This window comes from Bacillus timonensis, from assembly GCF_000285535.1.
GTDB lineage: Bacteria > Bacillota > Bacilli > Bacillales > Bacillaceae_L > Ferdinandcohnia > Ferdinandcohnia timonensis.
Map to the genome: position 1 here is coordinate 928,947 of NZ_HE610985.1, position 24,014 is coordinate 952,960.

24 protein-coding genes are annotated in these 24,014 nt (G+C 36.8%); 6 read left to right on the forward strand and 18 right to left on the reverse strand.

The features are described 5' to 3' along the window. Window positions 1-60: 60 nt before the first annotated feature. The 3 genes from panF to BTHG_RS04950 form a co-directional block, all read right to left on the reverse strand. Complete coding sequence (gene panF / locus BTHG_RS04940; RefSeq protein WP_010282987.1) at window positions 61-1,521, reverse strand: sodium/pantothenate symporter; 1,461 nt, start codon at window positions 1,519-1,521, stop codon at window positions 61-63. Further along, the gene (locus BTHG_RS04945; RefSeq protein WP_010282989.1) at window positions 1,518-1,805 is read right to left on the reverse strand and encodes a YhdT family protein; all 288 of its coding nucleotides are present in this window, start codon (window positions 1,803-1,805) and stop codon (window positions 1,518-1,520) included. Before BTHG_RS04945 ends, panF begins: the two co-directional genes overlap by 4 nt. A gap of 206 nt (window positions 1,806-2,011) precedes the next feature. Beyond that, complete coding sequence (locus tag BTHG_RS04950) at window positions 2,012-3,967, reverse strand: LTA synthase family protein (RefSeq protein WP_010282990.1); 1,956 nt, start codon at window positions 3,965-3,967, stop codon at window positions 2,012-2,014. 372 nt (window positions 3,968-4,339) lie between these two features. Here BTHG_RS04950 and BTHG_RS04955 point away from each other — a divergent pair, with 372 nt between their 5' ends. Beyond that, window positions 4,340-5,431, forward strand: a complete 1,092-nt coding sequence (locus BTHG_RS04955) for a metallophosphoesterase (RefSeq protein ID WP_010282992.1) — start codon at window positions 4,340-4,342, stop codon at window positions 5,429-5,431. A 19-nt stretch (window positions 5,432-5,450) separates the two neighbouring features. On the opposite strand, the gene BTHG_RS04960 is transcribed toward BTHG_RS04955, so the two are convergent. Together BTHG_RS04960 and BTHG_RS04965 are read right to left on the reverse strand one after the other, a co-directional pair. Continuing rightward, window positions 5,451-5,876 (reverse strand): DoxX family protein, encoded by a 426-nt coding sequence (locus tag BTHG_RS04960; RefSeq protein WP_010282993.1) that lies wholly within the window; start codon window positions 5,874-5,876, stop codon window positions 5,451-5,453. After that, complete coding sequence (locus tag BTHG_RS04965) at window positions 5,866-6,531, reverse strand: alpha/beta hydrolase (RefSeq protein WP_010282996.1); 666 nt, start codon at window positions 6,529-6,531, stop codon at window positions 5,866-5,868. Before BTHG_RS04965 ends, BTHG_RS04960 begins: the two co-directional genes overlap by 11 nt. Window positions 6,532-6,905: 374 nt before the next feature. Here BTHG_RS04965 and BTHG_RS04970 point away from each other — a divergent pair, with 374 nt between their 5' ends. Both BTHG_RS04970 and guaC read left to right on the forward strand, forming a co-directional pair. Continuing rightward, window positions 6,906-7,445: a helix-turn-helix domain-containing protein gene (locus tag BTHG_RS04970; RefSeq protein WP_010282997.1), complete on the forward strand. Its 540-nt coding sequence runs from the start codon at window positions 6,906-6,908 to the stop codon at window positions 7,443-7,445. Window positions 7,446-7,611: 166 nt separating this feature from the next. Beyond that, window positions 7,612-8,595, forward strand: a complete 984-nt coding sequence (gene guaC, locus BTHG_RS04975; protein ID WP_010282998.1) for a GMP reductase — start codon at window positions 7,612-7,614, stop codon at window positions 8,593-8,595. Window positions 8,596-8,679: 84 nt separating this feature from the next. On the opposite strand, the gene BTHG_RS04980 is transcribed toward guaC, so the two are convergent. After that, window positions 8,680-9,078: a hypothetical protein gene (locus tag BTHG_RS04980; RefSeq protein ID WP_010283000.1), complete on the reverse strand. Its 399-nt coding sequence runs from the start codon at window positions 9,076-9,078 to the stop codon at window positions 8,680-8,682. Between the two features lie 36 nt (window positions 9,079-9,114). Here BTHG_RS04980 and BTHG_RS04985 point away from each other — a divergent pair, with 36 nt between their 5' ends. After that, complete coding sequence (locus tag BTHG_RS04985; protein WP_010283003.1) at window positions 9,115-9,360, forward strand: DUF2164 domain-containing protein; 246 nt, start codon at window positions 9,115-9,117, stop codon at window positions 9,358-9,360. A gap of 49 nt (window positions 9,361-9,409) precedes the next feature. Next, the gene (locus tag BTHG_RS26660; protein WP_157256115.1) at window positions 9,410-9,574 is read left to right on the forward strand and encodes a hypothetical protein; all 165 of its coding nucleotides are present in this window, start codon (window positions 9,410-9,412) and stop codon (window positions 9,572-9,574) included. Between the two features lie 464 nt (window positions 9,575-10,038). Here BTHG_RS26660 and BTHG_RS04995 read toward each other — a convergent pair whose 3' ends face one another. After that, window positions 10,039-11,394, reverse strand: coding sequence for an MFS transporter (locus BTHG_RS04995; RefSeq protein ID WP_010283005.1), 1,356 nt, complete (start codon window positions 11,392-11,394; stop codon window positions 10,039-10,041). Between the two features lie 143 nt (window positions 11,395-11,537). Here BTHG_RS04995 and BTHG_RS26665 point away from each other — a divergent pair, with 143 nt between their 5' ends. Then, window positions 11,538-11,714, forward strand: a complete 177-nt coding sequence (locus BTHG_RS26665; RefSeq protein ID WP_157256117.1) for a hypothetical protein — start codon at window positions 11,538-11,540, stop codon at window positions 11,712-11,714. A 24-nt stretch (window positions 11,715-11,738) separates the two neighbouring features. Here BTHG_RS26665 and BTHG_RS05005 read toward each other — a convergent pair whose 3' ends face one another. The 11 genes from BTHG_RS05005 to BTHG_RS27265 all read right to left on the reverse strand — a co-directional run bounded on the left by BTHG_RS05005 (window position 11,739) and on the right by BTHG_RS27265 (window position 24,013). Further along, complete coding sequence (locus tag BTHG_RS05005) at window positions 11,739-13,352, reverse strand: ABC1 kinase family protein (protein WP_010283016.1); 1,614 nt, start codon at window positions 13,350-13,352, stop codon at window positions 11,739-11,741. A 99-nt stretch (window positions 13,353-13,451) separates the two neighbouring features. Beyond that, window positions 13,452-14,510, reverse strand: coding sequence for an ABC transporter permease (locus tag BTHG_RS05010; protein WP_010283017.1), 1,059 nt, complete (start codon window positions 14,508-14,510; stop codon window positions 13,452-13,454). A 1-nt stretch (window position 14,511) separates the two neighbouring features. Then, on the reverse strand, window positions 14,512-16,014 hold the full coding sequence (locus BTHG_RS05015; RefSeq protein WP_010283018.1) for a sugar ABC transporter ATP-binding protein: 1,503 nt from the start codon (window positions 16,012-16,014) through the stop codon (window positions 14,512-14,514). A 109-nt stretch (window positions 16,015-16,123) separates the two neighbouring features. Next, entirely contained in the window at window positions 16,124-17,107 is a 984-nt protein-coding gene (locus BTHG_RS05020) for an ABC transporter substrate-binding protein (RefSeq protein ID WP_010283019.1), read from the reverse strand. 394 nt (window positions 17,108-17,501) lie between these two features. After that, complete coding sequence (locus BTHG_RS05025; RefSeq protein WP_010283020.1) at window positions 17,502-18,509, reverse strand: Gfo/Idh/MocA family protein; 1,008 nt, start codon at window positions 18,507-18,509, stop codon at window positions 17,502-17,504. A 39-nt stretch (window positions 18,510-18,548) separates the two neighbouring features. Further along, complete coding sequence (locus tag BTHG_RS05030) at window positions 18,549-19,538, reverse strand: LacI family DNA-binding transcriptional regulator (protein ID WP_010283021.1); 990 nt, start codon at window positions 19,536-19,538, stop codon at window positions 18,549-18,551. A 442-nt stretch (window positions 19,539-19,980) separates the two neighbouring features. Next, a complete protein-coding gene (locus tag BTHG_RS05035) occupies window positions 19,981-21,141 on the reverse strand; it encodes an N-acetylglucosamine-6-phosphate deacetylase (RefSeq protein WP_010283022.1) in 1,161 nt (386 codons plus the stop codon). Beyond that, window positions 21,134-21,916, reverse strand: coding sequence for a glucosamine-6-phosphate deaminase (locus tag BTHG_RS05040; RefSeq protein WP_010283023.1), 783 nt, complete (start codon window positions 21,914-21,916; stop codon window positions 21,134-21,136). The genes BTHG_RS05035 and BTHG_RS05040 overlap by 8 nt, the downstream gene beginning before the upstream one ends. An 18-nt stretch (window positions 21,917-21,934) precedes the next feature. Further along, complete coding sequence (locus tag BTHG_RS05045) at window positions 21,935-22,972, reverse strand: Gfo/Idh/MocA family protein (protein ID WP_010283024.1); 1,038 nt, start codon at window positions 22,970-22,972, stop codon at window positions 21,935-21,937. A gap of 26 nt (window positions 22,973-22,998) precedes the next feature. Then, window positions 22,999-23,550: a Gfo/Idh/MocA family protein gene (locus tag BTHG_RS27260; RefSeq protein ID WP_232284418.1), complete on the reverse strand. Its 552-nt coding sequence runs from the start codon at window positions 23,548-23,550 to the stop codon at window positions 22,999-23,001. After that, entirely contained in the window at window positions 23,516-24,013 is a 498-nt protein-coding gene (locus tag BTHG_RS27265; RefSeq protein ID WP_010283028.1) for a Gfo/Idh/MocA family oxidoreductase, read from the reverse strand. The genes BTHG_RS27260 and BTHG_RS27265 overlap by 35 nt, the downstream gene beginning before the upstream one ends. Window position 24,014: the final 1 nt, after the last annotated feature.

Sequence of the window (24,014 nt, forward strand, 5' to 3'; positions counted from 1 at the left end):
ATGTCAGGTAAAAAAGTTTTTAGGATATAGAAAAATCGATAAGCACTAAGTGCTCATCGATTATGAAAACTTTGTATCAACATTTCGTAAATGTTCAAGATCCTTTTCCTTAATTAGTAAACTAACCACAGTATAAGCAAGCAGTGAGAAAAGGATTGGTAAGACAACTGAATGCATACCAAATGCTTCTGGGTAAGTCGTATAGATGAGAATATAGCTTCCTACTCCAATTACGATAGAAGAAATTGCACCGTACTTATTTCCCCTTCGCCAGTACAAACCAAGCACAACTGTCCAAATAAATGCTGCCTCAAGTCCACCAAACGCAAACAAGTTTAACCAAATAAGCAGATCAGGTGGATGAATCGCAAGTAAGAAGACAAGAATTCCAATTAACCCTGTTACACTCATACTTATTCTTTTGACAACAGTTTCAGATGCATCAGGTTTAATGTAGTTCAGATACACATCCTTTACAATCGATGAGCCTACAATTAGTAATAAAGAGTTAACGGTGGACATGATTGCTGCCATCGGTGCAGATAGAACAATACCGGCTAACCATGGCGGTAATACCTCCATTGCAAGTAACGGCATAACTGTATCTGGAACTTCAATACCTGGAAGAATTACCCTTGCAAATACTCCTGATAAATGCATGCCAAGCATGATAAAACCAACAACTACGGTTCCTATAATCATCGCCTGATGCATTGCTTTTGCATGTCTATATGACATTGCTCGTACCGCAATCTGCGGCAAACCAACAACCCCCACCCCTACAAGAATCCAAAAGGAGGATAAATATAAGGGAGTGAGGGAACCATCATGTCCAAATGGAGATACGAGTTTTGGATTCTCTGCGATCAGCTCATTCATAATTGCTGGTACACCTCCACCAGCTATGATTGTTCCAATAAGAATGATAAGGGTACCCACAAACATGATAATCCCTTGGATAGTTTCTGTAAGAGCAACAGCGCGGAATCCACCAATTGTTACATAAATTAAGATAGAAACAGCAAAAATGAATAATGAACTCGTATAAGACAAGCCAGTTAACGACTCAATTAACCTGCCACCACCAACCCATTGGGCAGTCATCGAGGCAAATAAAAAGATGATAATGCTTACCGACGATAACAAAACAACCCACTTTGAATTATAACGCTCTTTTAAAAAATCTATGAGGGTAACTGCATTTATTTTACGCGCCACTATCGCAAACTTTTTTCCTAATACGGCTAGAACAAAATATCCAGTGACCACCTGAATCATCGCTAGCAATACCCAACCTAGGCCCATGTTATAGGCAGCACCAGGGCCACCAATGAAACTACTCGCACTTCCATAAGTAGCAACCATTGTCATCGCAAGAACAAATCCACCAAGTTCACGGCTCCCAAGAAAATAATCTTGGAGAAACCCTGAATTTTTCTTGATATGGCCAGCGGCATAAATGCCAACAAAAAAAATCACGACTAACAGTCCAAGGAAAGGAATCATAACTTCCCAATTCATAAGGAATCCCCTCCCTTTTCTTCTTCAAACGGAACCTCTTTAAATACATTTTTTACAAGAATAATCACTAATAAGACGACTACTAGAAAACCAACCACACAACTGTAAAAAAACCAACTTGGCAAACCAACAATATATGTATATTCATCAACAGGCTTTGATCCGAACCCATATGCAAAGCCAAACCACCATAAAAAGTTAAAGATTGCTAAACCTATTCCAATTAATGCTTCTTTTTTGGCAACCTTGTATCTACGGTCACCTTTCATTTTATTTTGATCCATTGTACTTCTCCTAACCAATGCAAATACGTTAAACATTTCCTTATTCTATATCCTACCCTAAAAATCCTTTAGTGAACACAAATGAAGGATAATCCGGGAAAGTGAAAATTGATAGCATCGTGACTACCCGTTGCCAAGACAAGTTAAGTTTTTTACTCCATCAAAAAAGCTACCTAAGAACCATGCTTAGGTAGCTTCCGTTTTTATTATTCCTCTGATTCGCCATCAATTAAATAATTGTAGTCTGAGCGATCAACCGGCTCAAATCCTGGTGGATTATAGAATCTCAACAAGTCACCATTAACCACTTTATCAGAAGTAGCCAATTTTTCTTCAACGATGTCCTGAAGCTTTTTCGCTGTGTCTAGCTGGTCTTCTGTAATTTCAGTACCAGTTGCTGAATTATAAAACTTCCCATCAACCGCAGAAATAGTTGGACTTACAAAATCACCATTACGGAATGGAACAACTTGATCATGTTGTTCAGATAGTAAATCAGATCCGAATTGCACATAATCCTTTGTATCGATTCCAAGCAAGTGTAAAAGTGTTGGAAGAAGATCGATTTGACCACCATATTGGTGACTTACCCCGCCTTCCATTCCTGGAACACGGATAAACAATGGTACTCTTTGAAGAGATGCACTATCAAATGGAGTAATTTCTTCTTTACCAAGAACTTGCGTCATGGCTTTATTATGGTTTTCAGAAATACCATAATGGTCACCATACATAATGATAATTGAATTATCGTATAAGCCTTTTTCTTTCAAGTCATTGAAGAATTGCTCTAATGCTTCATCTGCATATCGTGCAGTTTGGAAATATCTATCAACCGAACGATCACCTGTTGTATGAGGTTCTATCGTTGCATCCTCATCATCGATTCGATACGGATAGTGATGCGTAACAGTAATAAATTTTGAGTAAAATGGCTGTGGTAAAGTTTCTAATAAATCTGCTGATTGCTCATAAAAAGGTTTATCCATTAATCCATATTCAGCAAGATCTTCTGGGTTCATTTGATAATAACTTGAATCAAAGAAGTGGTTATAACCAAATGATTTATAAATTTCATTACGGTTCCAGAAGCTTCCAGAGTTACCATGGAATACAGCTGAAGTGTATCCTTCTTGGCCAAGGATTGCTGGTGCTGCTTGATATGTGTTCAAGCCTTTTGTTGTAAAAGCTGAACCCTGTGGTAAACCGTATAATGAGTTTTCAAGAATAAATTCCGCATCAGCCGTTTTACCTTGTGCTGTCTGATGGAAGAAATTATCAAAATAAAACGTACTACCTTCATTAACTAATGAATTTAAGAACGGTGTTACCTCTTCTCCATTCAACTTGTAATTAATTAGGAAGTTTTGCATGGATTCAAGATGAAGATAAATTACGTTCATACCTTTACCTGCTCCAAAATACTCTGGATTTGGTTCAGCATAATTCGCCTTCGTATAGTTAATAACTTCAATACTGTCATTACTGTCCGCTAACGCTCTTTGCGTTGACGCTTTTGTACTTTGAACAGCATCGTAAATTGTGTAGTTATACATACCTAAATATTTCACAATATAGTGGCGGTCAAATCCACGTGTTAACAACTGTGGACGATCAGCCTCTGCTAATGTAAGGTTAACTGCAGAAATTAAAATCGCAAACGCAAATAATGCAGCTACTTTTAAACCTCTCATACTTGTTGTCGTTTCAACCTTCACGACTTTAAATAGAACAAGTCCTACTAATACAAGAAAGTCAACAAAGAATAAGAAATCATATGGTTTTAAAAGTGAAACAACACTTCCACTAACATCACCAAAGTTTTGTGTTTGGAACAATGTTGGCAATGTGATAAAGTCACTAAAGAATCGGTAGTATAAAATATTCGCGTATAAAAGGAAAGACATTAGAAAATAGATAATAAGAAGTCTTCTATATCTCTTTTTTCCTTTACCTAAAAATGAAAAACCTAGAAAAAATAAAGCCGATCCCAATGGATTTAGCAATAATAAAAATGTCTGTAATGAGTTATCAATATTTAAGTTAAATTCGGTTGATTGCGAAATATATGTTTTTAACCATAAGAATACCACTGCTAATAAGTAAAAGCCAAAAAAGCCGGTGAAGATATTTTGACCACGTTTTAGAATGTTCTTTTTCATGATTGCACCTACCTTCAATCTAAACAAGAATTATTTCATTAACTAAAATCATAAAAACTATTTTACCAATCAAATATGAACAAATTATTAACAAACGTAATGAAATTTACATTTGCAACACATTCATTTACTTTACTACGTTTCTTAAAAATGTCAAGAGTCCTAGAAACCCCCGGAATTTTCTTGCAATTTTAGTATCCCTTTACATCCCTGCCTGTACACATTTTTCACAAACAATTATATGATACGTTTTAACGCTTCTAAATATGACAACTTATTTTTAGTATTGAGCAAATAAACAGACGAAATTAGGTATTCTCAATTATACTATTTTAATAGAAATGAACTTTATCAGAAAGGGCTATTGGGACTATGTTTTTTCTTGCAATTTTTTTATTTATTGCACTTTATGTCGGAATGTGTACTTTCTTTGGGTATATGGGCTGGCTCTGGCTAAAAAAGTCCTTTTCGTTCCCATATAGAAATACATACATATTAATTATTCTTGTCCTATCGTTATCCATATTTGTTGGATACTCTACTTCATCCACTATTTTACAAATTGTTGGATATTATTGGTTACTTCTAATCGGATATGGTCTAATCCTTCTACCACTTGCCTCTTTTTTCTTTTTTCTTTTTAAAAAGAAGGGAATTCGTATAATTGGATTTGGAGTGTTGTCGGTGTATGTACTTATTTTTAGCTTCGGGACTTTTTATGCATGGAGTCCTGTTTTGCGTACATTTGATATCTCCATCAACAAAAATACCAATCGGGATCATTTGAAGATTTTAATGGCTTCTGACCTTCACCTTGGGAATATTATTGGTAAAAACCACCTTGAAAAATTTGTCCATTTAATAGAAGAAACTAGGCCGGATATCATATTCATCCCTGGCGACTTAATTGATGATCACATTGAGCCATTTATGAAGGAAGAGATGGGCGACACGATGAAAAAAATGAACGCACCACTTGGTGTTTACGCTACTCTTGGAAATCATGATTACTACGGGAACGATGAGGTACGAATTGTTGAAGAAATGAAGAAGCTTGGAATCGAGGTTTTAACGGATGAAGTTACAAGGATCGAGAATGATTTCTATATTATAGGAAGGAATGATGATACAGATGAAAATCGCGCTGAAATTAAGGAGCTTGTTGCCTCTATTAATCATGCAAAACCGATAATCATGCTTGACCATCAACCAAATCAGTTAAATGAAGCAAAGGAATATGGAATCGACTTACTTCTGTCAGGACATACCCATCGAGGACAAGTCTTTCCAGGAAATCTGATTACCCACATGCTATATGAAAATGACTACGGCTTGTTGAAAAAAGGCGAATTACATTCCAAAGTATCATCTGGATTTGGTACATGGGGACCACCACTTCGAATTGGAACGAGGTCTGAGGTTGTCTTAATTAATGTAGAATTTAAAAAAGCATTACCAGATTAGGAGGTAATGCTTTCTCGGTTTATTGAACGGATGTAGTATTATTTTCGTTCCCTTTTCCAATAAACTGGTCAAGAGCAAAAGCCTTAGAACCAACAATAGCAAGCATTACGGCCATCGCAAGAAAAGCTAAGTCTAACTCATACCCTGCCATTTGACCATCCCCAAGAAAGCCTATTGGAAGTTTCACTTTTATAATTGCTCCAACCATTATGACAGCAAATAAGATTGAAACGATTCGAGTAAATAATCCAAGCACTAACATAATTCCCCCAACTAGCTCGACAGTCGCTACACCATATGCCAAAACACCTGGAATTCCAATGCTCTCAAACCAGCCAGCGGTATTCTCTACCCCACCTTGAAACTTCACAAGTCCATGAATAAAGAACGTAATACCTAAAACCACTCTAATAATGAAACTACCTAACTCAAATTTATTTTCCATTTCTATTTCCTCCATTTTTTAGATCATTCGTAATCCAATTCATAAAATCACGATAATTTTGTAATGAAACTGTATGTCCCTCCGGATACGAATGAAAACTCACATTCGCTCCTTGATTTTCGAAAAAATCTTTGCTCTCTTCTCCCCATTCAAATGGTAGAACAGGATCATATTCTCCATGGGAAATGAAGATTGAAAGGTTAGCGACTGACTGAATGTGATATTCCTCCTTTACAAAGAACGGAATATACCCACTTAATGCAACAATGCCCTTAATTCTTTCTCCTAATGTTAGCCCTAATGTCATCGAAACAATAGCTCCTTGGCTGAATCCTAATAAATAGATGTTCTCTTGATCGATTGGATAGCTTTGCGAAGCATACTCAAGAAAATTTGTGAGTTGACCAATGCTCCGGTCGAATACTTCTCTGTGGGGTTTGCCATATCCTTCAATTGTAAAAAACGCATAACCCGGTGGCTGTGCTATTGGACCACGAATACTAAAAACAAAAAATGTATCCTCCTTTCCCCTCACCAATGATAGAAGGTCCTGTTCATTGCTCCCCATACCATGCATTAAAAACAACGCAGGATATTTTCTATCAGGATCAATTGTGGAAGGAGTGCGTAGCTCATAAACAATAGGTGAATTCATGTTGTTCCTCCCTTCATCGAGTTTTTACTTATGCAGTAGTATCTCCACAGAGATTTATTTATATAAGAATAAAATATTCATACAAAGAGACTTCAAAGCAAAAAAAAAAGAAAACCTTTCGAGATTTGTTTTCTAATATGAATATTTGTTGTTTATAAGGTAACAAGATATACAGTAGATTGTCAACTCTTTTTTTGTTACTATAATCAAAGACACATTGGTTTTTTGGACCCAATTTTTTTCGAGCTTGTCTCAATAAACTTCATTTGAAAAATCGAGCATCCGCCTGAAGCTATAACTTTATTCGGTTTGGGTTTAAATTCCGCAACTAAATAAAGTTTAGTTTCCTACTAGAATACATGTGAGGTACAAATATGGATATCGGTACTAAAATTCGTGCAATACGAAATCGAAAAAAGATAACCATCGCCCAAATGTGCGAAGGTACAGGCCTATCAAAGGGATTTATTAGTAATGTTGAAAACAATAATACATCCCCATCAATCAATACGTTAAAAGCAATTGCTGATTTCCTTGAAGTCCCGCTTCCTTACCTATTATTAGAAAAGAAAGAACATATGCGGGTAGTTCGGAAGGATGAACGAACGATTACCTCTTTTAATAATTTAAAAGTGGAACATCTCACCTCAAAAGGTGGACTCCGCATGATGATTGTTGAATGTCCACCAGGCGCTTCAATGGGCGAACCAAATGCCCATGAAGGCGAAGAATGTCACTTAGTATTAAAAGGAAGCATTTTGGCTGAACAAGGGGAAGATTCCATTATTGTAAAAGAAGGAGATTCATTTAGCTGGAATGCTAGTGTCCCTCATTTTGTAAAAAACATTGGGGATACAACAGCGGTAATTTTGATTTCCGTGTATTCAGATGCAGAATTGAACGATATTTTATAGTTTCAGGCTTGCGGCAATCGCAGGCTTTTTTTCTTGGGTTAAAAACTGTTTCGAGGCAAATAATAAAAAAGCTTTGACTTACCTTTAAAAATCATGTACATTATCTAATGTACGAACATTATTAAACAACAAAGAAAATAATATTCGGTTTTAGGAGTGTTTTTAAATGGATAATGTATTTGATTATGAAGATATTCAGTTAATCCCTGCAAAATGTGTTGTAAACAGCCGTTCTGAGTGTGACACAACCGTTGAATTCGGTGGCCACACATTCAAACTTCCGGTTGTCCCAGCGAACATGCAGACAATTATAGATGAAAAAATCGCATTATTTTTAGCAGAAAATGGCTATTTCTATATCATGCACCGTTTTAACCCTGAAAAACGTGTTGATTTTATTAAGGATATGCAAGCTCGTGGATTAATTGCCTCAATTAGTGTTGGAGTTAAGCCTGAGGAATACACTTTCATCGAACAACTTGCTGAAGAAAACCTTGTCCCAGAATTCATCACAATTGATATCGCACATGGTCATGCAAACTCAGTTATTGAAATGATTAAGCATATTAAAAAGCATTTACCAAAGAGCTTCGTAATTGCTGGGAATGTTGGTACTCCAGAAGCTGTAAGAGAATTAGAAAATGCTGGAGCTGACGCAACAAAGGTTGGAATCGGACCAGGTAAAGTTTGTATCACAAAAATCAAAACTGGTTTCGGAACTGGTGGTTGGCAACTTGCTGCACTTCGTTGGTGTGCAAAGGCTGCAACAAAACCTATCATTGCTGACGGTGGTATCCGTACTCACGGTGATATCGCAAAATCCGTTCGCTTCGGTGCAAAAATGGTTATGATTGGATCGCTCTTCGCTGGACATGAAGAGTCACCTGGTGAAACAAAAGAGATTGAAGGAAAACTTGTGAAAGAATACTTCGGTTCAGCTTCTGAATTCCAAAAAGGTGAAAAGAAGAACGTTGAAGGAAAGAAAATCTACGTTGAGCACAAAGGTTCCTTAAAAGATACGTTAAAAGAAATGGAACAAGACCTTCAATCTGCTATTTCTTATTCAGGAGGAAACAAATTGGATTCCATCCGCCACGTTGACTATGTAGTAGTTAAAAACTCAATCTTTAATGGTGACAGAATCTTTTAATGAAAAAAGGATGAGCTGAAAATAAGCTCATCCTTCTTTATTTTTTAAAAACATATCAAGCATTCGCCTATTTTTCTTGATTACTTATCTTTTCTCTACTAACTCCTCGATGAACTGAAATTCAAGTGGTTTTCCAGTAGATGTGTAAAAGAATCCGTTATAACGAATTGTGTCGTTTGAATTAATAATTAATTCCTTCAAAGGTTCACCATTATGGTCATAAATTTTCGTGTTAAAACGATACCCCAAATACCCAGCAGAAAGCTTTCCTTTTTTAAAAGTAACTTCATTTAAGTTTGTAATGATGCGGTTGATCTCCTGTTTTGATGTAATTTCTAACTTATAACCCGAACTCCCATCAACAATTTGAATGCTTGACACATCTTCAACTTCAATATCAAAAATCTTGTGAGGTACATAGGTAAAACTGTATAGTAGAACAAGAAGTAAAGGGATTACAATTATTATGGTTTTTAATTTCATCATACTTCCACCTTTTTAGAATAGGAGTGTTTTCTATTGTTTATTAAGCTTACGAAAGAACAACAGCAAATGATGATTTCCGACATACAAGAATTTTTCTTGCAAGAAAGAGACGAGGAAATCAGTGAGTTTGCAGCCGAACAGGTATTTCATTTTGTAAAAGAAAAACTTGCACCACATATTTACAATGCTGCTGTCCACGATGTAAAAGCAGTGGTCGATCAACAATTTGCATCTCTTGACGACGAAATATTAACACTTGAAAGACCAGTAAGAAGGTAGATTAAATTTTCGTTTAGTTGCTTACACTACCTTTAAGGAGTGAAAGCAAATGAAAAAAGAAAAACATAATCTTTTCGACCCAAATGATACATATGGAGTATTAAAATCTGAGATGGAAGTTGATTCAGATGTCAATGAGGACATGAATCGCGAAAGATTACTAGATGACTCTGTTGAAGCGTTTATAAAATCAAAAAAGAACCTACCTCAATAGTTCTCTTTTAACTAGTGGGATTCCTTTTAGGGTGAAAGAAATTTTTCAATGGTTTCAGGGACAATTCAAGTACTGATTGTTTTCGAAAGTCATCGAGGTTTGTTCTCGCTGACATTTCGTTTCGATTCTGAGAAGGATTTGGCTCTGAGAACGGTTCTCGCGGACACATTGTTTGGCTATCTGGTATGATTTGTTTTCGAGACTCCTTCTCGCGGACACTTCGCTTCGCTATTGAGCAGGTTTTGGCTTTGAGACCTCTTCTCAAAGAAACTTTGCTTTGCTATTGAGTATGATTTGTCTCCGAGACCACTTCTCAAAGACACTTCGCTTCGCTATTGAGTATGATTTGTCTCTGAGACTCCTTCTCACGGACAAATCGTATAGTATTTTAACAAGTTGTGTCTCCGACGCCCCCTTTACAAAAAAACAAGCCATAATGCCCAGATAGCATTATGGCTTTTCCTTTACCATTGTTCCGTCCTCAACTTTTGATTTGTCACATAAAACATTCCAGGAATGATAACCAAAGAGACAGCCAACAAAATGAGGGTCATTGAATTTTTACTAGTGTCATTTAGGCCCCTTGCAAAAACAACACCATAAACGCTTGAGGCTAGAATATTTCCGATAAACCTTGAAGTCATTAACAAACCTGATGCAATTCCAGATTGAGCAACACTGATAAATGTATATAAAAGGTTTTGAAGGCTAATGTTCATCAGTCCGTTACTTATTCCAAACACCGCCAAAACCACGATGATCCATAATAGTGAAGAATTTTTCGTTGTTATAAAGAGGAATGCGACTCCTACTATTCCAAATAATGTTCCAAAAAGTAATGGAACTCGGTACCCCACTCTTTCCGCCCATCTTGTTGCAAGTGGTGTTGTCATCATCGCAAATACTGATAACGACAACATCATCAATCCTGTATATTCGGAACCTAACTCAATAACCTTCTGTAAGTAGGTAGGCGCAAACAGCAAGATTGAGAAAAATATCAATGTTGAAAGGATATACTGTGCGTAAACAACGGTAATAATCGGATTTTTTCTTAAAAACACAACATTAATCAATGGTTCGGCTTTCTTCTTTTCGTACATATAAAAAAGAACCGTCAAACCAATCGAAAGAATCAAGGACCATAAAGTAAATCCACCTTCCAATGATAGCAAAAAGAACATCCAACTTGTGATAAAAGCACTGAAAAGCAGCATTCCGATGACATCCCATGTAAAAACGGCATCTTTCGTTGGCTCATCTTTTGGGATATTAAACCATATTAAAAATGCTGACAGAAAAATAACCGGAAGATTGACATAAAAAATAACTGGCCAACCTCCATATTGAATCAGCAGTCCACTTATCGTGGGTCCAAATGCAGCGGAGGTTGTTGCAAACACCGCCAATGTACCAATGACACGATTTTGATTTTCTTTAATATACAAACGGACCATTCCTATCCCTGCTGGGTAAAGAGCGGATGTACCAATTGCTTGTATCAATCTCATGCTTAAAAGCATCAACATACTTTTCGACAATGGTGCAAGTACAGATGAAATCAAGACAAGGAATAGTCCGATGAGAAAAATCCTCTTCCTTCCATAATGGTCGCTAAGTCTTCCAACAATTGGTAAAAAAATAGCACTTACAATAAAGTAGGAAGCAATTAACCACGAAATATCAGTTGATGAAAGGTCGAAATCTTGTTGAATGGATGGTAAAGCTACTGTAATCATCGTTGTATTCAGTGGATTTAATATCGCCCCCAAGGCAATTGCCAGTATGACGAATGTTGGTTTTTTTATCGTATGAGACATTGTATATTCCCCTTTTATCTAAGTGTAATAAGTGTATCATACAAAGAATTAGGACGGAGAGAATATACAAATTCTATAAAAAAATGGATAATCTCATTCCTGTCGTAAAAGCTACAAATAGACTTTAGAAATGGGGGATTGGTATGTTAAGTAGAGCAACAAAAATTACTACACTGTTCTGGATTGCGATTCTAGGAGTTATTTTAACAACCATATACACGATTGTAATTATGATTCAGGGTAGTAAAACGATGAAGATGATTCGCTACATTTATAATCAAAATAAAAAACGTGGGGAACAAGAAAATCGCGAGGAATGACCCTCGCGATTTATTTCTCCTTTTTCATCTCCGTTTTTCGTGCATATATTTCATCCATTTTTTCTGTTTTTGAGTCACTATTATATAGCCCATTCCAGATAAAGCTGTGAGCCCAACCGCAAAGTTTACTAGCATTGAATGCAAAGTAAAAATACCTGCAGCAATTCCACCAAAACCGAGTAAGAATAACTCAAACAAATGCTTCTTATGACTTTCATAGATTCTAAATTGAAATTCTCTTCTTTGTTCAAGTTCCTTCAAATCCTCTAGTTTCTGGGGCAACTCTAAAAATTCTTGAACGGAATGAAAAATTTTAAATACGGGAAGCGCCTGAAACCATTTCCAGACAAATGACCATTTCTGATTGCCATCTTTGTTCAACCATTTTATAAACCCAGGCTTTACTGTATCTAATACCTCTTCTTCAGAAATTAGATTCAATATGATTCCTTCGACTGCTACGAAAGAGCGACCTAAAAAGACGAATCGTGTTGGGACCTGGATTGGGAGCGCTTGAACGATGTCATTCATTTCACGTTTAAAAGCAATCAGGTCAATTTCTTTTATTTGGGACAGATCAAATGACATGATTTGTCCAAGTAATTTCTCCATTGTACGATGATCAGCCTCAGGTAGTAAAAATCCTAATTGTGATAAACAATCAACCGTTCGCGAATAATTTTTTGTAAGAATACTTTCAACCAAACCTTGAAAATTCGCAGCATCTTTCTTCGAGAGTTCCCCAACCATACCGAAGTCAAGCAGAATAATTTTACCATCCTTTGATAAAAGAACATTACCTGGATGAGGGTCTGCATGAAACAAGCCTGGTTCCAGCCACTGTGGAAGGAAGAGCTCCATTAAATTCTGGGTTAACCTCTTTCGGTCAAAGAGTTCCACATCTTCAATATCCGAAATCTTAATTCCTTCTACCCATTCCATAACAAGGACATTCGTTGTACTGTACGTTGGGTACGTATTTGGAATTCTGACATTTTCCATTTCTCTAAATCGGTGCCTAAAGGACGCTAGGTTTTGAAGTTCCTTCGTATAATCCAGTTCCCGCTCAATCACTTGCTTGATTTCCTGAAACAAGACCTTAAAATTGATAAACCCCTTCGGAATCGGCGCAAAATGATCTGCAAACCAAATAATGATAGCTAATGTACGGAAATCCGTTTTAAGAATCGATTGAATATAGGGTCTTTGGACTTTTATCGCAACTGTTTCTCCGGTTTTTAATACCCCCTTATATACTTCCCCTATCGAGGCAGATGCAATTGCTTCTGTTTCAATTGAATCCAAAATTGCATAAATAGGAGACCCCCAGTTTTTCACGAGAATTTCCTCAATATCTTTCCAATTTGAAGGAGGTACCTTATCAGCAAGGTCTTGAATTTGCTTAATAAAGGGGGTAGGCAATAGGTCAGCCCTTGTTCCCAAAATTTGTCCGACTTTTATAAGTAAACCTTCCAATTCAAATAAGGTTTTACGAAACCTTGCACCGATTTCCTCCCAAAGTCTATCCCAATCAGCTTGAGGCTTTTTTCGTATTTTATACCAGTAGATTTTCATAAAAATTACAATAGCCAGCGAAAGAACCTTTGTCATCCGAACCAACTTATTTTTCGTTTTCATTTTTTAAATCACTCGTTTCACTAACGTTTCTATTACAAATACTTCAATACAAAAAGCATTTCTCCTTTAATAAAGAAATGCTTTTCGTGAACAGATTCTTTATGACGTTTTTTCTTTCTTCTGCAATAAAACAGCTGCGATTACGATAACACCTTTAAATGCTTCCCTTAAAAATGGAGGAACCCCGAAAAGGTTAAGGAGATTATTCATAACAGCTATAATTAACATACCGTAGACTGTTCCCAGGATAAATCCTCTTCCCCCCATCATATTTGTTCCACCAACAACTGCTGCAGCGATTGCATCCATTTCCATCCCTCTTCCTGCATTTGAAAAGTCCATTGAACCAATGCGAGAAACTTGGATAATTGCCGCAATCGAAACAAGCAGCCCCATTAATGCGTATACACGTAGTTTCACTTTTTCTACATTAATACCGGATAGTTTAGCGGCTCTTTCATTTGATCCAACTGCAATAATATGTCTTCCAAACGTTGTTCTTTTCGATACATAGTAAAGGATATAGGCAATGACCGCCCAATAAACAATTGGCATTATCATATAATTTCCGATTTTAAAGCTTGCAATCTGTAAAAACTCTACTGGAACAGTGGGATTATACCCTTGCATAAAGTGCTGGGTTACACTTCTAAATATCATCATTGCACCTAATGTAGCAATGAACGGGGGTACATTTCCCTTTGTAATACTAACTCCAATCAGTGAACCTAAAAGATAACCTGCTAGTAAAACCAATAGAATGGTAATGATAAATCCAGGAACACCCGTTATTCCAACTAACCCCAGGAATCCTTTTGTACCGGTATCTAGGAGCATCATTGAAAAGGCACCTGTAACGACCAGTGTAGAACCAACTGCTAAGTCAATTCCACCTGTCATAATAACAAACGTCATTCCTAAGGCAACAATGGCTGTACCTGCATTATTTCGTAAAATATTTATCCAGTTGTTGATCCACGATTGAAACCATTCCCCAAATGAATCATAATCGAAACCTAAAACAAAGGTTTGTAAAATAATCATAATGATTAACGCAATTGCGATACTAAACAATGGATCATTTGTCCATTTATATGTAAACCAACCAAAAAAGTTTTTCTTATTAGTAATCACTGTATTGTCGATACTCGGCTTCATATTAGCTTACCTCACCCTCACTTAAATCCCCACCCGTAGCAAGACTCATGATGGAATGCTCATTCATTTTCTCTCCCGTGACCTCTCCCTGTATAATCCCATGATACATAACAATTGCTCTGTCACATACGCGTATGATCTCATTCGCTTCACTGGAAAGTACTACAACTGCAATGTTTTCTTCAGCAAGCTTCAAAATGATATCATAGATGTCTTCCTTCGCTCCTACATCAACACCTTGGGTAGGATTATCCAGGATAAGAAGTTTTGGGTTAGCCGCCAACCATTTTGCGAGGACAACCTTTTGCTGATTTCCTCCAGAGAGACTTGTTATGCTGTCAGTAAGCTCCCCCATTTTTAATCGTAATGCTTTTCTTTGCTCTTCAAAAAGCTCCTGATGCTTTTTCGTGTTAATCGTTCCCCGTCTTGATAACATTGGCCACGTGACAATGGATGCATTGTCTAATATATTCATATCTTTAATAATCGCATTCTCTTTGCGATTTCGCGGCAAATAAGCTATGCCTTCCTTAATTGCTTTCGTCGTACTCGTTATTTTTACTTCTTTTCCATTTAGGAGAATTTTTCCGGACGTAGTCTGGTCTGCTCCAAAAATACATTGAAAGAGCTCACTTCGACCATCTCCGAGAAGACCTGTAAAACCTACAATTTCACCTGATTTAATTGAAAAACTAATATTTTTAAAGATATGACCAGAAGTTAACCCTTCTACACGGAGAATCTCATTTCCTAGTCTCTTTTCTCTTATTAAAGGTTCCGTTCTTACATCATGTCCCACCATATACCGAGCAAGATCTTTCGGAGTCACGTCACTCACATTTCCCTCTGAAACCAAATTACCATCTCGAAGCACAAGATAGCGGTTACAAATCTCCATAACCTCATTTAATTTATGTGAAATAAAAATGATACCGACATTATGCTCTTTAAGTGTTCTCATCATCGTAAACATTCGGTCAATTTCTTGATCTGTCAAGGAAGTAGTGGGTTCATCCATTATAATAAAGGAAGCATTTGTCATCATAGCGCGGCATATTTCAACAATTTGCTTATAAGAAGCATCAAGATCTCGTACCATTTTATTTGGATCCAAATCAATGTTCATTTTAGTAAACATCTCTTTTGTTTTGTGGTACATTTTTTCTAAATCAAGACTACCTCTTTTGGTCTTTAATTCACGTCCAAGGAACATATTTTCATAGATTGGTAAATCATTAATCAAGTTCAGCTCTTGATGAATGAAGGCAATTCCTGCATCCTGGGATTGTGCAGGTGTTGCAAATTCCACTTGTTTCCCATCTATGAGAATAGCTCCAGAATCCATCTGCAAAACCCCGCCTAAAATATTCATGAGAGTCGACTTACCTGCACCATTTTCACCAAGTAATGCACATATTTCCCCACCATTTAAGGTAAAAGAAACATCCTTGAGTACATCATTGCTTCCAAAGGATTTTCTTATATGTTGCATCCCAATTTCCATGTTATCACTTCCAAACCTTTAAAATCACTCCCAGTACTCACATAAAAACCTAAAAGAGAGAGGCTATAGCAGCATTGCCATAGCCCTCTAAAATTACGAGCACAAATCTTTAATAAGGTGAACCCTCATCAAGGAACTCTTCATAATTGTCTCTGTCAACGATGGTTGTAGGAATAATCGTTTCTAGTTCAACATCTTCACCTTTAAGAACCTTAACAGCAATATCTACAGCATCTTTCACCATGGCAGGGCTGTATAAAGCAGATTGAATCCAAATATCCTTATTTTCAGGCATCATGTTAAAATATTCCTGCATTCCACCACCACCGGTTACTACTTTAATATCTGTTCTTCCCGCTTCGTTGATTGCCTGTAATACCCCAATTGAAGTTTCATCATCCATGGAGTAAACAGCATCTATTTTATCTAGACTTGTTAAGATATCAGCAAAATCCTTTAAACCATCTTCTCTTGTAAATTGAGTTGCATATGTGTGAAGCTCCATATCTGGTGCAATCTCTTCAATTGTTTCAACAAAGCCTTTTTTACGTAGTTCGGAAACAGAACCGGCTGATGGAACTTCTAAAATAACAACATTTCCATCTTTACCAACTTTATCAACAATGTAATTTGCGCCTTGAACACCCATGTCCTCGTTATCCCCAGCAACACGATAAACACCGTCGACATCAATAGCGATATCAAAGTTAATGACTTTTATGCCCTCATCGATTGCTCTTTGAATTGGTACTTCCATACCTTCCCATTGCGGGAATGCAACAATTGCCTCTGCACCCCAAGTCATTAAATCATCTAATTGAGAAGTCATTTCAGCAGCATTACTACTTGTTTGAATTTGGTATTCAATGTCACTGGAAAGTTCTTTTGCACGTGCCTCCGCATGGTAAGCAACTGCAGCAACCCAACCATGTGTTACAGCTGGTGCTAAAATACCAATCTTATACTTATCACCTGATTCTTTTCCCGAATCCCCACTTGTTGAGTCTCCTGTTTGTTCTGAATTACTACATGCAGCCAGAACAGGAATTAGAAGTAGAACTAACAACGATAATAAACGTAAACCTTTTTTCATAAAAAAATAACCCCCTCGTTTTGAACTAGTAATCTATTACAAAATAGAATTGAAACCTAAGTTTTACACAATAAAACGCTTTCATTCAGGAGTTACAATCATGTTGTTATTTAGTTTTGGATCCCTGTTGATGTAATAATGTAGAATTTTTTCAGTATACTATTCCTTCATTTAGAATGTCGCTTTTATGAAACATGTAATTGATTACTAATAAAATTAAATAATTAGTACAACCTTTGAAATAATCACTTTTTATGATCAATAGCCTATTTGTAATCCGTTACATTCATAGTATAAGATAAATAATATTCAGTCAATTAATTTTAGGTATTTATTATCATATTTTCCAAATTAGGTATAATCTTTTATGTAACACTTATAGAGTATATGAAATCTATGCGTCAAGTAATTTCTCCACAACTCTTAGAGAAGCAACTGCCTGCTCACCAGTAACCAGAGGTTTTACGTTATTCATAATTGAATCAATAAATGCGTCAACAACACCTGTATTTGTTTGATTATCATTTGTCTGGATTGATTCTAATTCATACTTCACAATCGTGCCATCCCTCTTCTCTATTACAAGCTGCGCATCGGAATCATGGTAGATTTTCAAGACTCCTTTTTGACAGTAGATAATCGTGGAATTGTCTTCTGAACCGTAATACGTCCAGGAAAACGAAGCTGTTCCTAAACGACCTTTCTTCGTTTTGCATGCACACACAACATTATCACAAACCTCAATCGGGTTTCCATTACCATCAACTTTATCTAGAGCAGCATAGAAGGAATGAACTTCCTCGATTTCGTCATCTAATAAATAATGAATTAAATCAATTTTATGAATCCCTAAATCACCTGCTACACCTGAGTGAGAACGTTCTTTTTTAAAAAACCAAGTAGAGTTTGATTTGTTTACCCCCCAGCTCTCGGGTCCTTGATGACCAAAGGTAGTTTTAAAGGTTAATACCTCACCTAATTCCTTTTTATCCAAGATTTCCTTCGCTTTTTGATGTGCTTTAGTGAAACGTTGGTTATGATCAACCATTAATTTTTTCCCTGATTTCCTTTGTGCATCCAGGATTTTCTCAGCATACTTTACATTTATGGCTAGAGGCTTTTCACATAATACATGCTTTCCGCATAACAATGCGTTGGTAGTATTAATATGATGGGCTTCATTTGAAGAACAATCACTGATTGCAATAATTGATGGATCACCCAATAACTCCTCAACTGTTTTAACAGCGCGCCCACCAAATTCTTTCGCCAAAACTTCAGCTCGTTCGGGATTACGGTCATAAAAGATGATTTCCCCAACATGTGGATTTGCTTTATACTCTGGTGCATGTCTATACCTTGCAATGGAACCACATCCGATAATGCCCACTTTTATACCCATGGACAAAACCTCCCTCTTCCTTTTTCTTTAAAGAAAAACCTACCCCATAGTTGACTCACGTATAATAAGTTCATGTTCTAATACAACACTTTCTACTTTTTCTCCTTGAATACTATTTATTAACATGTCAGCTGCGACGCAGCCCATTTTATACATTGGCTGAGAAATTGTAGTCAGAGTGGGATTCGTCATGTTCGAAAAGCTAATATTATCAAAACCAACGATTGCTATATCATTCGGGACATGTAAACCACTTCCATTAATGCCTTTTAGCGCCCCGATAGCTAACGTATCAGAAACGGCAAAAATAGATGTCGGCTTTTCCTCTAATTTAAACAAGCTCCTCATTGCTTGAACACCATTTTGAAATTCAAGCTCTTTTGTGTGGTATATCCACTCTTCACGGATAGGAAGTTCAAATTCTTGTAAAGCTCGCTCAAACCCATTCCGACGCTGTCTAGCGTATAAATACTTTTCATCAGAATTGATGAGTGCAATTTTGTCATGACCTAATTTGATTAAATGCTTTACGGCTTGATAAGCTGCCAATTCATTATCTATCGTTACGTAGGGAATACATCCTCCTTCTTCGTACTCACTACAAAGAATGACAGAGTAATTTTCTGCTAATTCAGTAAGCTTTTGCATATTGACTGTCGGATCCATCGAAATGACACCATCGGCCAACTTATTCTTAACCATATTAAAATAAATGTTTTCTCGCTGTGGATTGGAGTCTGTTTCGCAAAGAAGAATATTATAGTGGTTGGATATTGCTGTATTTTGAATCCCGTTTATGATTTCTGTGTAAAAGGGATTTGAAATACTTGGAAGTAATACTAATAAAAGTCGACTTTCAGAGTTTCGAAGATTTCTTCCTAGCATACTAGGTTCATATTTAAGATCTTTTATTGCATGTTCAACTTTTAGTCTTGTTTTTGGACTTACAGACGTAGCATTATTAAGGACCCTTGAAACCGTTGCAACGGATACACCTGCTTTTTGTGCTACCTGTTGAATATTCGCCATATTTGGTCCCCACTTTCATTTCTATGATATTGTTTTGTAATCGATTACAAGTATGATTGTAAGTATTCTGAAAATTATTGTCAATATCTTACCGCAAGCCTAGTATTAAACAATATTGGAAGTTTGATTTTACCCTATTTATGGGTTAATTGGATGTAACGGATTACAAATTGAATTTTATTAACACTCTTCGTCTTTATGAATATGGTAATGTCTTAAGCATTGAGCAAAAGGTCGGGTTGCTGTCTATCGAAAAAGGTTTAATAAAAACTATTCAAAGCCTTAAACATGTATGGTGAAAGAATCTGTTGGGGTATATAGTAGAAGTTAACAGTAGCAAATTGAGGAAATGAATTTAAGGAGTGCATTGTCAATGAGGACGCACTCCTTGATGAACCATTTAAATTAATATCCCAGGTTTACACAATCCTTCAAATATATTTCATGGGTTTAGGTCCTTACTCGTATATACTATTTTTCCATGTTTGACAGTTTGCAGTATTTTATAGTTCATACCATCATCTTTTAATAAAATAAAATCAGCTACTCCATTTACACATAGTCCACCATTAGTTGGTAAATTCATTAATTTACTTGGTCTAATGGAAGCGGCTTCCCAAGCATCACTAAAAGAACATATCCCTTTTTGCACAAGATTTTTCACTCCGCTAATTAGCATTTGTACAGACCCTGCTAGCAAATTGGGATTATCAGCTAAATGAAGTTTGCCCTCTGCTGTTAATATAACATCTCCACCTATATGAGTTCGATACCTTCCAGGTTCTTTTCCGCTTAAAGAGACAGCATCGCTTACAAGCACAGCATGGTGTTCTTTCACCTTAAAGATCACCTTTAAAAAAGAATCAGGTAGATGGAATCCATCTGCTATACAAGAGGTCCATAAAGAATCTTGGGCTAACTGTTCCCAAATGTAATTTGGATGGCGGGGAAGGCTTAGATGAGCGCCATTTCCAAGATGTGTCGATAATGTAGCCCCTGCCTCAACTGCTTCTTTAATCTGTTCAGAAGACGCTGCTGTATGTCCAATAGAAACAACTATTCCACTAGATTTACATTTTTGAATAAACTCGAATGAGGCTGGCCACTCAGGGGATAAAGTAATGATCTTTATTCTTCCTTTAGCAGCATCCTGCCATCTCTCCAAAAGAGTCCAATCAGAGGGCTGCACATATTCTAACTGATGAGCACCTCTTGGACCATTTTCATTTGAAATAAACGGACCCTCTAAGTGAATTCCTTTGATGCAACTATTTAACCTATCATTTTCTTCACATGCACTTGCAATAATTGAAACGATTTTCTCAAGTGCTTCATTACTGTTTGTAATCACAGTAGGATAGAAAGTTGTTATTCCCTGACTCCATAACTTTTCAGCTATATCCTCTATATCCTGCCCAGTTAAGGGAAGTGTATTTAAATCAATCCCATAATATCCATTAATTTGAAGATCGACTAATCCAGGTGCAATTATGGGTAATGAGGAACAATCATTTTCATCTAAATTATCTATCCGAGCTATTCCTCCGTCTTGTACCCATACTTGGATGGGTTTCCCTGTTTTATAATGAATTCCTTTAAACATCCAAGCACCCATGATAAGCTTCGGAATCAACATACAAGGTACAGTTTGGATGCCGACGCAAAATGGTAGCAGGGCAATTCGTTGTGATGGTTTCTGTTAATGTTTCTTTTATGGCTTTTTGTTTTGTTTTTCCTGGGACTACACAAAACAAATTTGCTCCCGATAAAATGGTAGGGATTGTAAGTGTAATAGCGTGTGTTGGTACATCCTCGAATTGTTGAAAACAACCATCATTCACTTGTTGCCATCGGCATACTTCATCTAACTCAACAATTTTTGCAACCTCCTTATCTTGAAAGTCTGCAACAGGTGGATCATTGAAAGCGATATGACCATTTTCTCCGATGCCAAGGCAAATAATATCTATTGGTTCTTGGTTAATAAGCTTCCCATATCTCCTGCATTCATCTTCTGGTTTATTCGTACTGTCGATTAGAAAAACCTCACCAGGTTTTACGTGCTCAAATAAGTGCTCCATTAAAAAGGAACCGAACCTCTGAGAAGCATTTGGAGAGAGTCCAAGATATTCATCCATATGAAATACGGTAACTCGCTTCCAATCAATCTCTGGTTCTGCTATTAATGACTTTAACAATTCAATTTGCGAGGGTGCTGCTGCAAATACCATACGGACTCGTGCTTTTTTTGAGAGCAACTCTTTGATTGTTGATGCAACATCTATGGCAGCGGATGTTCCCATGTCTTCTCGATTTGCAAACACTTGAACATTCAGATGTTCTACCTGCTTCATTAAAATTACATTACTAGTTTTCACCTGGATTATTCTCTCCTTTCAAAGAATCTGAGCTTTACTCTTCAAATCATGTAAGAATGATACTTCTTTCCCAGTTGTTGAAGATTCATATGTTCCTAGAATAATTTCTAATGAATGTTTACCCTCAGTACCGGGTACGATTGGTGAACGTTGTTCTTGAACCGCAAGGGCCATATCTTTGATTTGAATTCGATGACCATCCGGAATAACTTTAAATGGTTCAAATGATGGAATTTCTATTTTTTCGCCTTCCACTTCAAGTACCGTAATTGTATCTTCTTGAATCACTAATGTACCTTTTTCACCATGAATAGAAAGAACCTGCCCTTTTCCTTCAAATGCAGTAGTTGTAATTTCTAATACACCCATTGCACCATTTTTAAATTCAAGAAGAGAGATAACGGTGTCTTCTACTTCAATATCTCGTAAGACTGCTTTGGCTTTTCCATACAAAGAGGCAACGGGTCCTACTAACCATTGGAGCATATCAACGGTATGTATGCCTTGGTTCATCATGGCACCACCTCCATCCATTTCCCACGTGCCTCTCCAGCCAGCACTATCATAATAATGCTGATCTCGATATATTTTTACATAACCAGAACATAAGCTTAATCTCCCTAACTTTCCTTCTTGAATGATTTTTCTAGCAAATTGCGCTTGAGGAGACATCCTTCTTGGGAAAACAGTTGAGATGAGAACATTATTTTCTTCGCAAGCCTCAACCATTCGACTATAATCGTCCATTTTAATTGCCATTGGCTTTTCTACTAATATATGTTTTTTAGCTTTGGCTACCTGTACCGTTTGTTCAGGGTGGATCCCGCTTGGTGTGCAAATGCAAATTACATCGATTTCATCATTATGTAGCATTTCTTCTAAACTGCTAAAGGAGATTACTTGATATTTTTTTGCAAAATCGACTGCCTTTGTCTGTATGGAGTCATAAACTCCAATTAGTCTGGCTTCATCGGTTTCAAGAATTCCTTTTGCATGCACCTCAGCAATAATCCCACAACCAATGATCCCAAATCCAGTGGTTTTAACAACTGACATCTCTATCATCCCTCTCTTTTCAATTTTCAAACATTCTCCACGTTTAATGCTCCAATTAACTCTGCCTTCTCATCTGCATCTATCGTTGCCGTTGTTGCAGCTAAAATATCATGATGTGTTACTAAGCCAACTTCTCCATTAATTCGATTGATAAAATCCCTTGTAATCGTTATCGGGGCACTCTCTTCCTTTATTTCTAGAAGGTGAGCATCATTCGTAACCTTATAACCAACTGAATCCTTACCTACTATTGGATCCCCTTCAAGTCGATATTCAGCCACTCCACTTGTTCCTACAATAAAAATGCGACCATCTCCCCAGGTCCAACTTTTATTCGGTGTGTGCCAATCTGCATATAGCTGGGCAGTTACTCCACCTTCCATTACAACATGAAGGCAAGCCACATCGTAAAAGGATGGATATTCCGGAAGGATATTTTTTGCCATATAACCCGAAATCAATTGAATCTCCTGTCCTGTTAACCATCTTAATAAATCAAAATCATGAATAAACAGGTCGACGATGATACCTCCTGATTGTTGTTTAAAAAAAGTGCCAAGACGGTCTATTTTTCCCATTCAGCAAGTGCGGCTTACGCATCGTAATACTTACAATCCGTCCAAGACTTCCTTCTGAAATTTGTTTTTGTAAAGTATAAAGGGACGAACGAAATCGTTCGGTTAAAAGCATTCCTACCTGTATCCTTCCTCTTGAAAAAAGTGCTTTAAGCCTCCCAAGGTCTTTACGATTCGTTACTGCTGGTTTATCCAGCATGACATGTTTACCATGCCTCTCACATATCTCCAAAACATCTATTTTTTCATTATTAATTGCGGCACAACCCACGATTTCTATCGAACTATCTAGTAGTATTTCCTCAACACTTTGTACGATGGGAATGGTATATGAAGCTGAGATCATTCCTGCAAGTGTGGTATTCTCTTTCTCATAAATCCCCGCACATGAATGCCCTAAGGCAAGCATTTCTTCAATAAAAATGGTAATATGGGCATGCTGACAACCTATTATTGAAAATCTCATG

Bases quoted from the DNA above. Each gene is read 5' to 3' on its own strand.
- panF (WP_010282987.1), bottom strand. From the start codon at position 1,521: ATGAATTGGGAAGTTATGATTCCTTTCCTTGGACTGTTAGTCGTGATT.
- BTHG_RS04945 (WP_010282989.1), bottom strand. From the start codon at position 1,805: ATGGATCAAAATAAAATGAAAGGTGACCGTAGATACAAGGTTGCCAAA.
- BTHG_RS04950 (WP_010282990.1), bottom strand. From the start codon at position 3,967: ATGAAAAAGAACATTCTAAAACGTGGTCAAAATATCTTCACCGGCTTT.
- BTHG_RS04955 (WP_010282992.1), top strand. From the start codon at position 4,340: ATGTTTTTTCTTGCAATTTTTTTATTTATTGCACTTTATGTCGGAATG.
- BTHG_RS04960 (WP_010282993.1), bottom strand. From the start codon at position 5,876: ATGGAAAATAAATTTGAGTTAGGTAGTTTCATTATTAGAGTGGTTTTA.
- BTHG_RS04965 (WP_010282996.1), bottom strand. From the start codon at position 6,531: ATGAATTCACCTATTGTTTATGAGCTACGCACTCCTTCCACAATTGAT.
- BTHG_RS04970 (WP_010282997.1), top strand. From the start codon at position 6,906: ATGGATATCGGTACTAAAATTCGTGCAATACGAAATCGAAAAAAGATA.
- guaC (WP_010282998.1), top strand. From the start codon at position 7,612: ATGGATAATGTATTTGATTATGAAGATATTCAGTTAATCCCTGCAAAA.
- BTHG_RS04980 (WP_010283000.1), bottom strand. From the start codon at position 9,078: ATGAAATTAAAAACCATAATAATTGTAATCCCTTTACTTCTTGTTCTA.
- BTHG_RS26660 (WP_157256115.1), top strand. From the start codon at position 9,410: ATGAAAAAAGAAAAACATAATCTTTTCGACCCAAATGATACATATGGA.
- BTHG_RS04995 (WP_010283005.1), bottom strand. From the start codon at position 11,394: ATGTCTCATACGATAAAAAAACCAACATTCGTCATACTGGCAATTGCC.
- BTHG_RS26665 (WP_157256117.1), top strand. From the start codon at position 11,538: ATGTTAAGTAGAGCAACAAAAATTACTACACTGTTCTGGATTGCGATT.
- BTHG_RS05005 (WP_010283016.1), bottom strand. From the start codon at position 13,352: ATGAAAACGAAAAATAAGTTGGTTCGGATGACAAAGGTTCTTTCGCTG.
- BTHG_RS05010 (WP_010283017.1), bottom strand. From the start codon at position 14,510: ATGAAGCCGAGTATCGACAATACAGTGATTACTAATAAGAAAAACTTT.
- BTHG_RS05015 (WP_010283018.1), bottom strand. From the start codon at position 16,014: ATGGAAATTGGGATGCAACATATAAGAAAATCCTTTGGAAGCAATGAT.
- BTHG_RS05020 (WP_010283019.1), bottom strand. From the start codon at position 17,107: ATGAAAAAAGGTTTACGTTTATTATCGTTGTTAGTTCTACTTCTAATT.
- BTHG_RS05025 (WP_010283020.1), bottom strand. From the start codon at position 18,509: ATGGGTATAAAAGTGGGCATTATCGGATGTGGTTCCATTGCAAGGTAT.
- BTHG_RS05030 (WP_010283021.1), bottom strand. From the start codon at position 19,538: ATGGCGAATATTCAACAGGTAGCACAAAAAGCAGGTGTATCCGTTGCA.
- BTHG_RS05035 (WP_010283022.1), bottom strand. From the start codon at position 21,141: ATGTTTAAAGGAATTCATTATAAAACAGGGAAACCCATCCAAGTATGG.
- BTHG_RS05045 (WP_010283024.1), bottom strand. From the start codon at position 22,972: ATGTCAGTTGTTAAAACCACTGGATTTGGGATCATTGGTTGTGGGATT.
- BTHG_RS27260 (WP_232284418.1), bottom strand. From the start codon at position 23,550: ATGGGAAAAATAGACCGTCTTGGCACTTTTTTTAAACAACAATCAGGA.
- BTHG_RS27265 (WP_010283028.1), bottom strand. From the start codon at position 24,013: ATGAGATTTTCAATAATAGGTTGTCAGCATGCCCATATTACCATTTTT.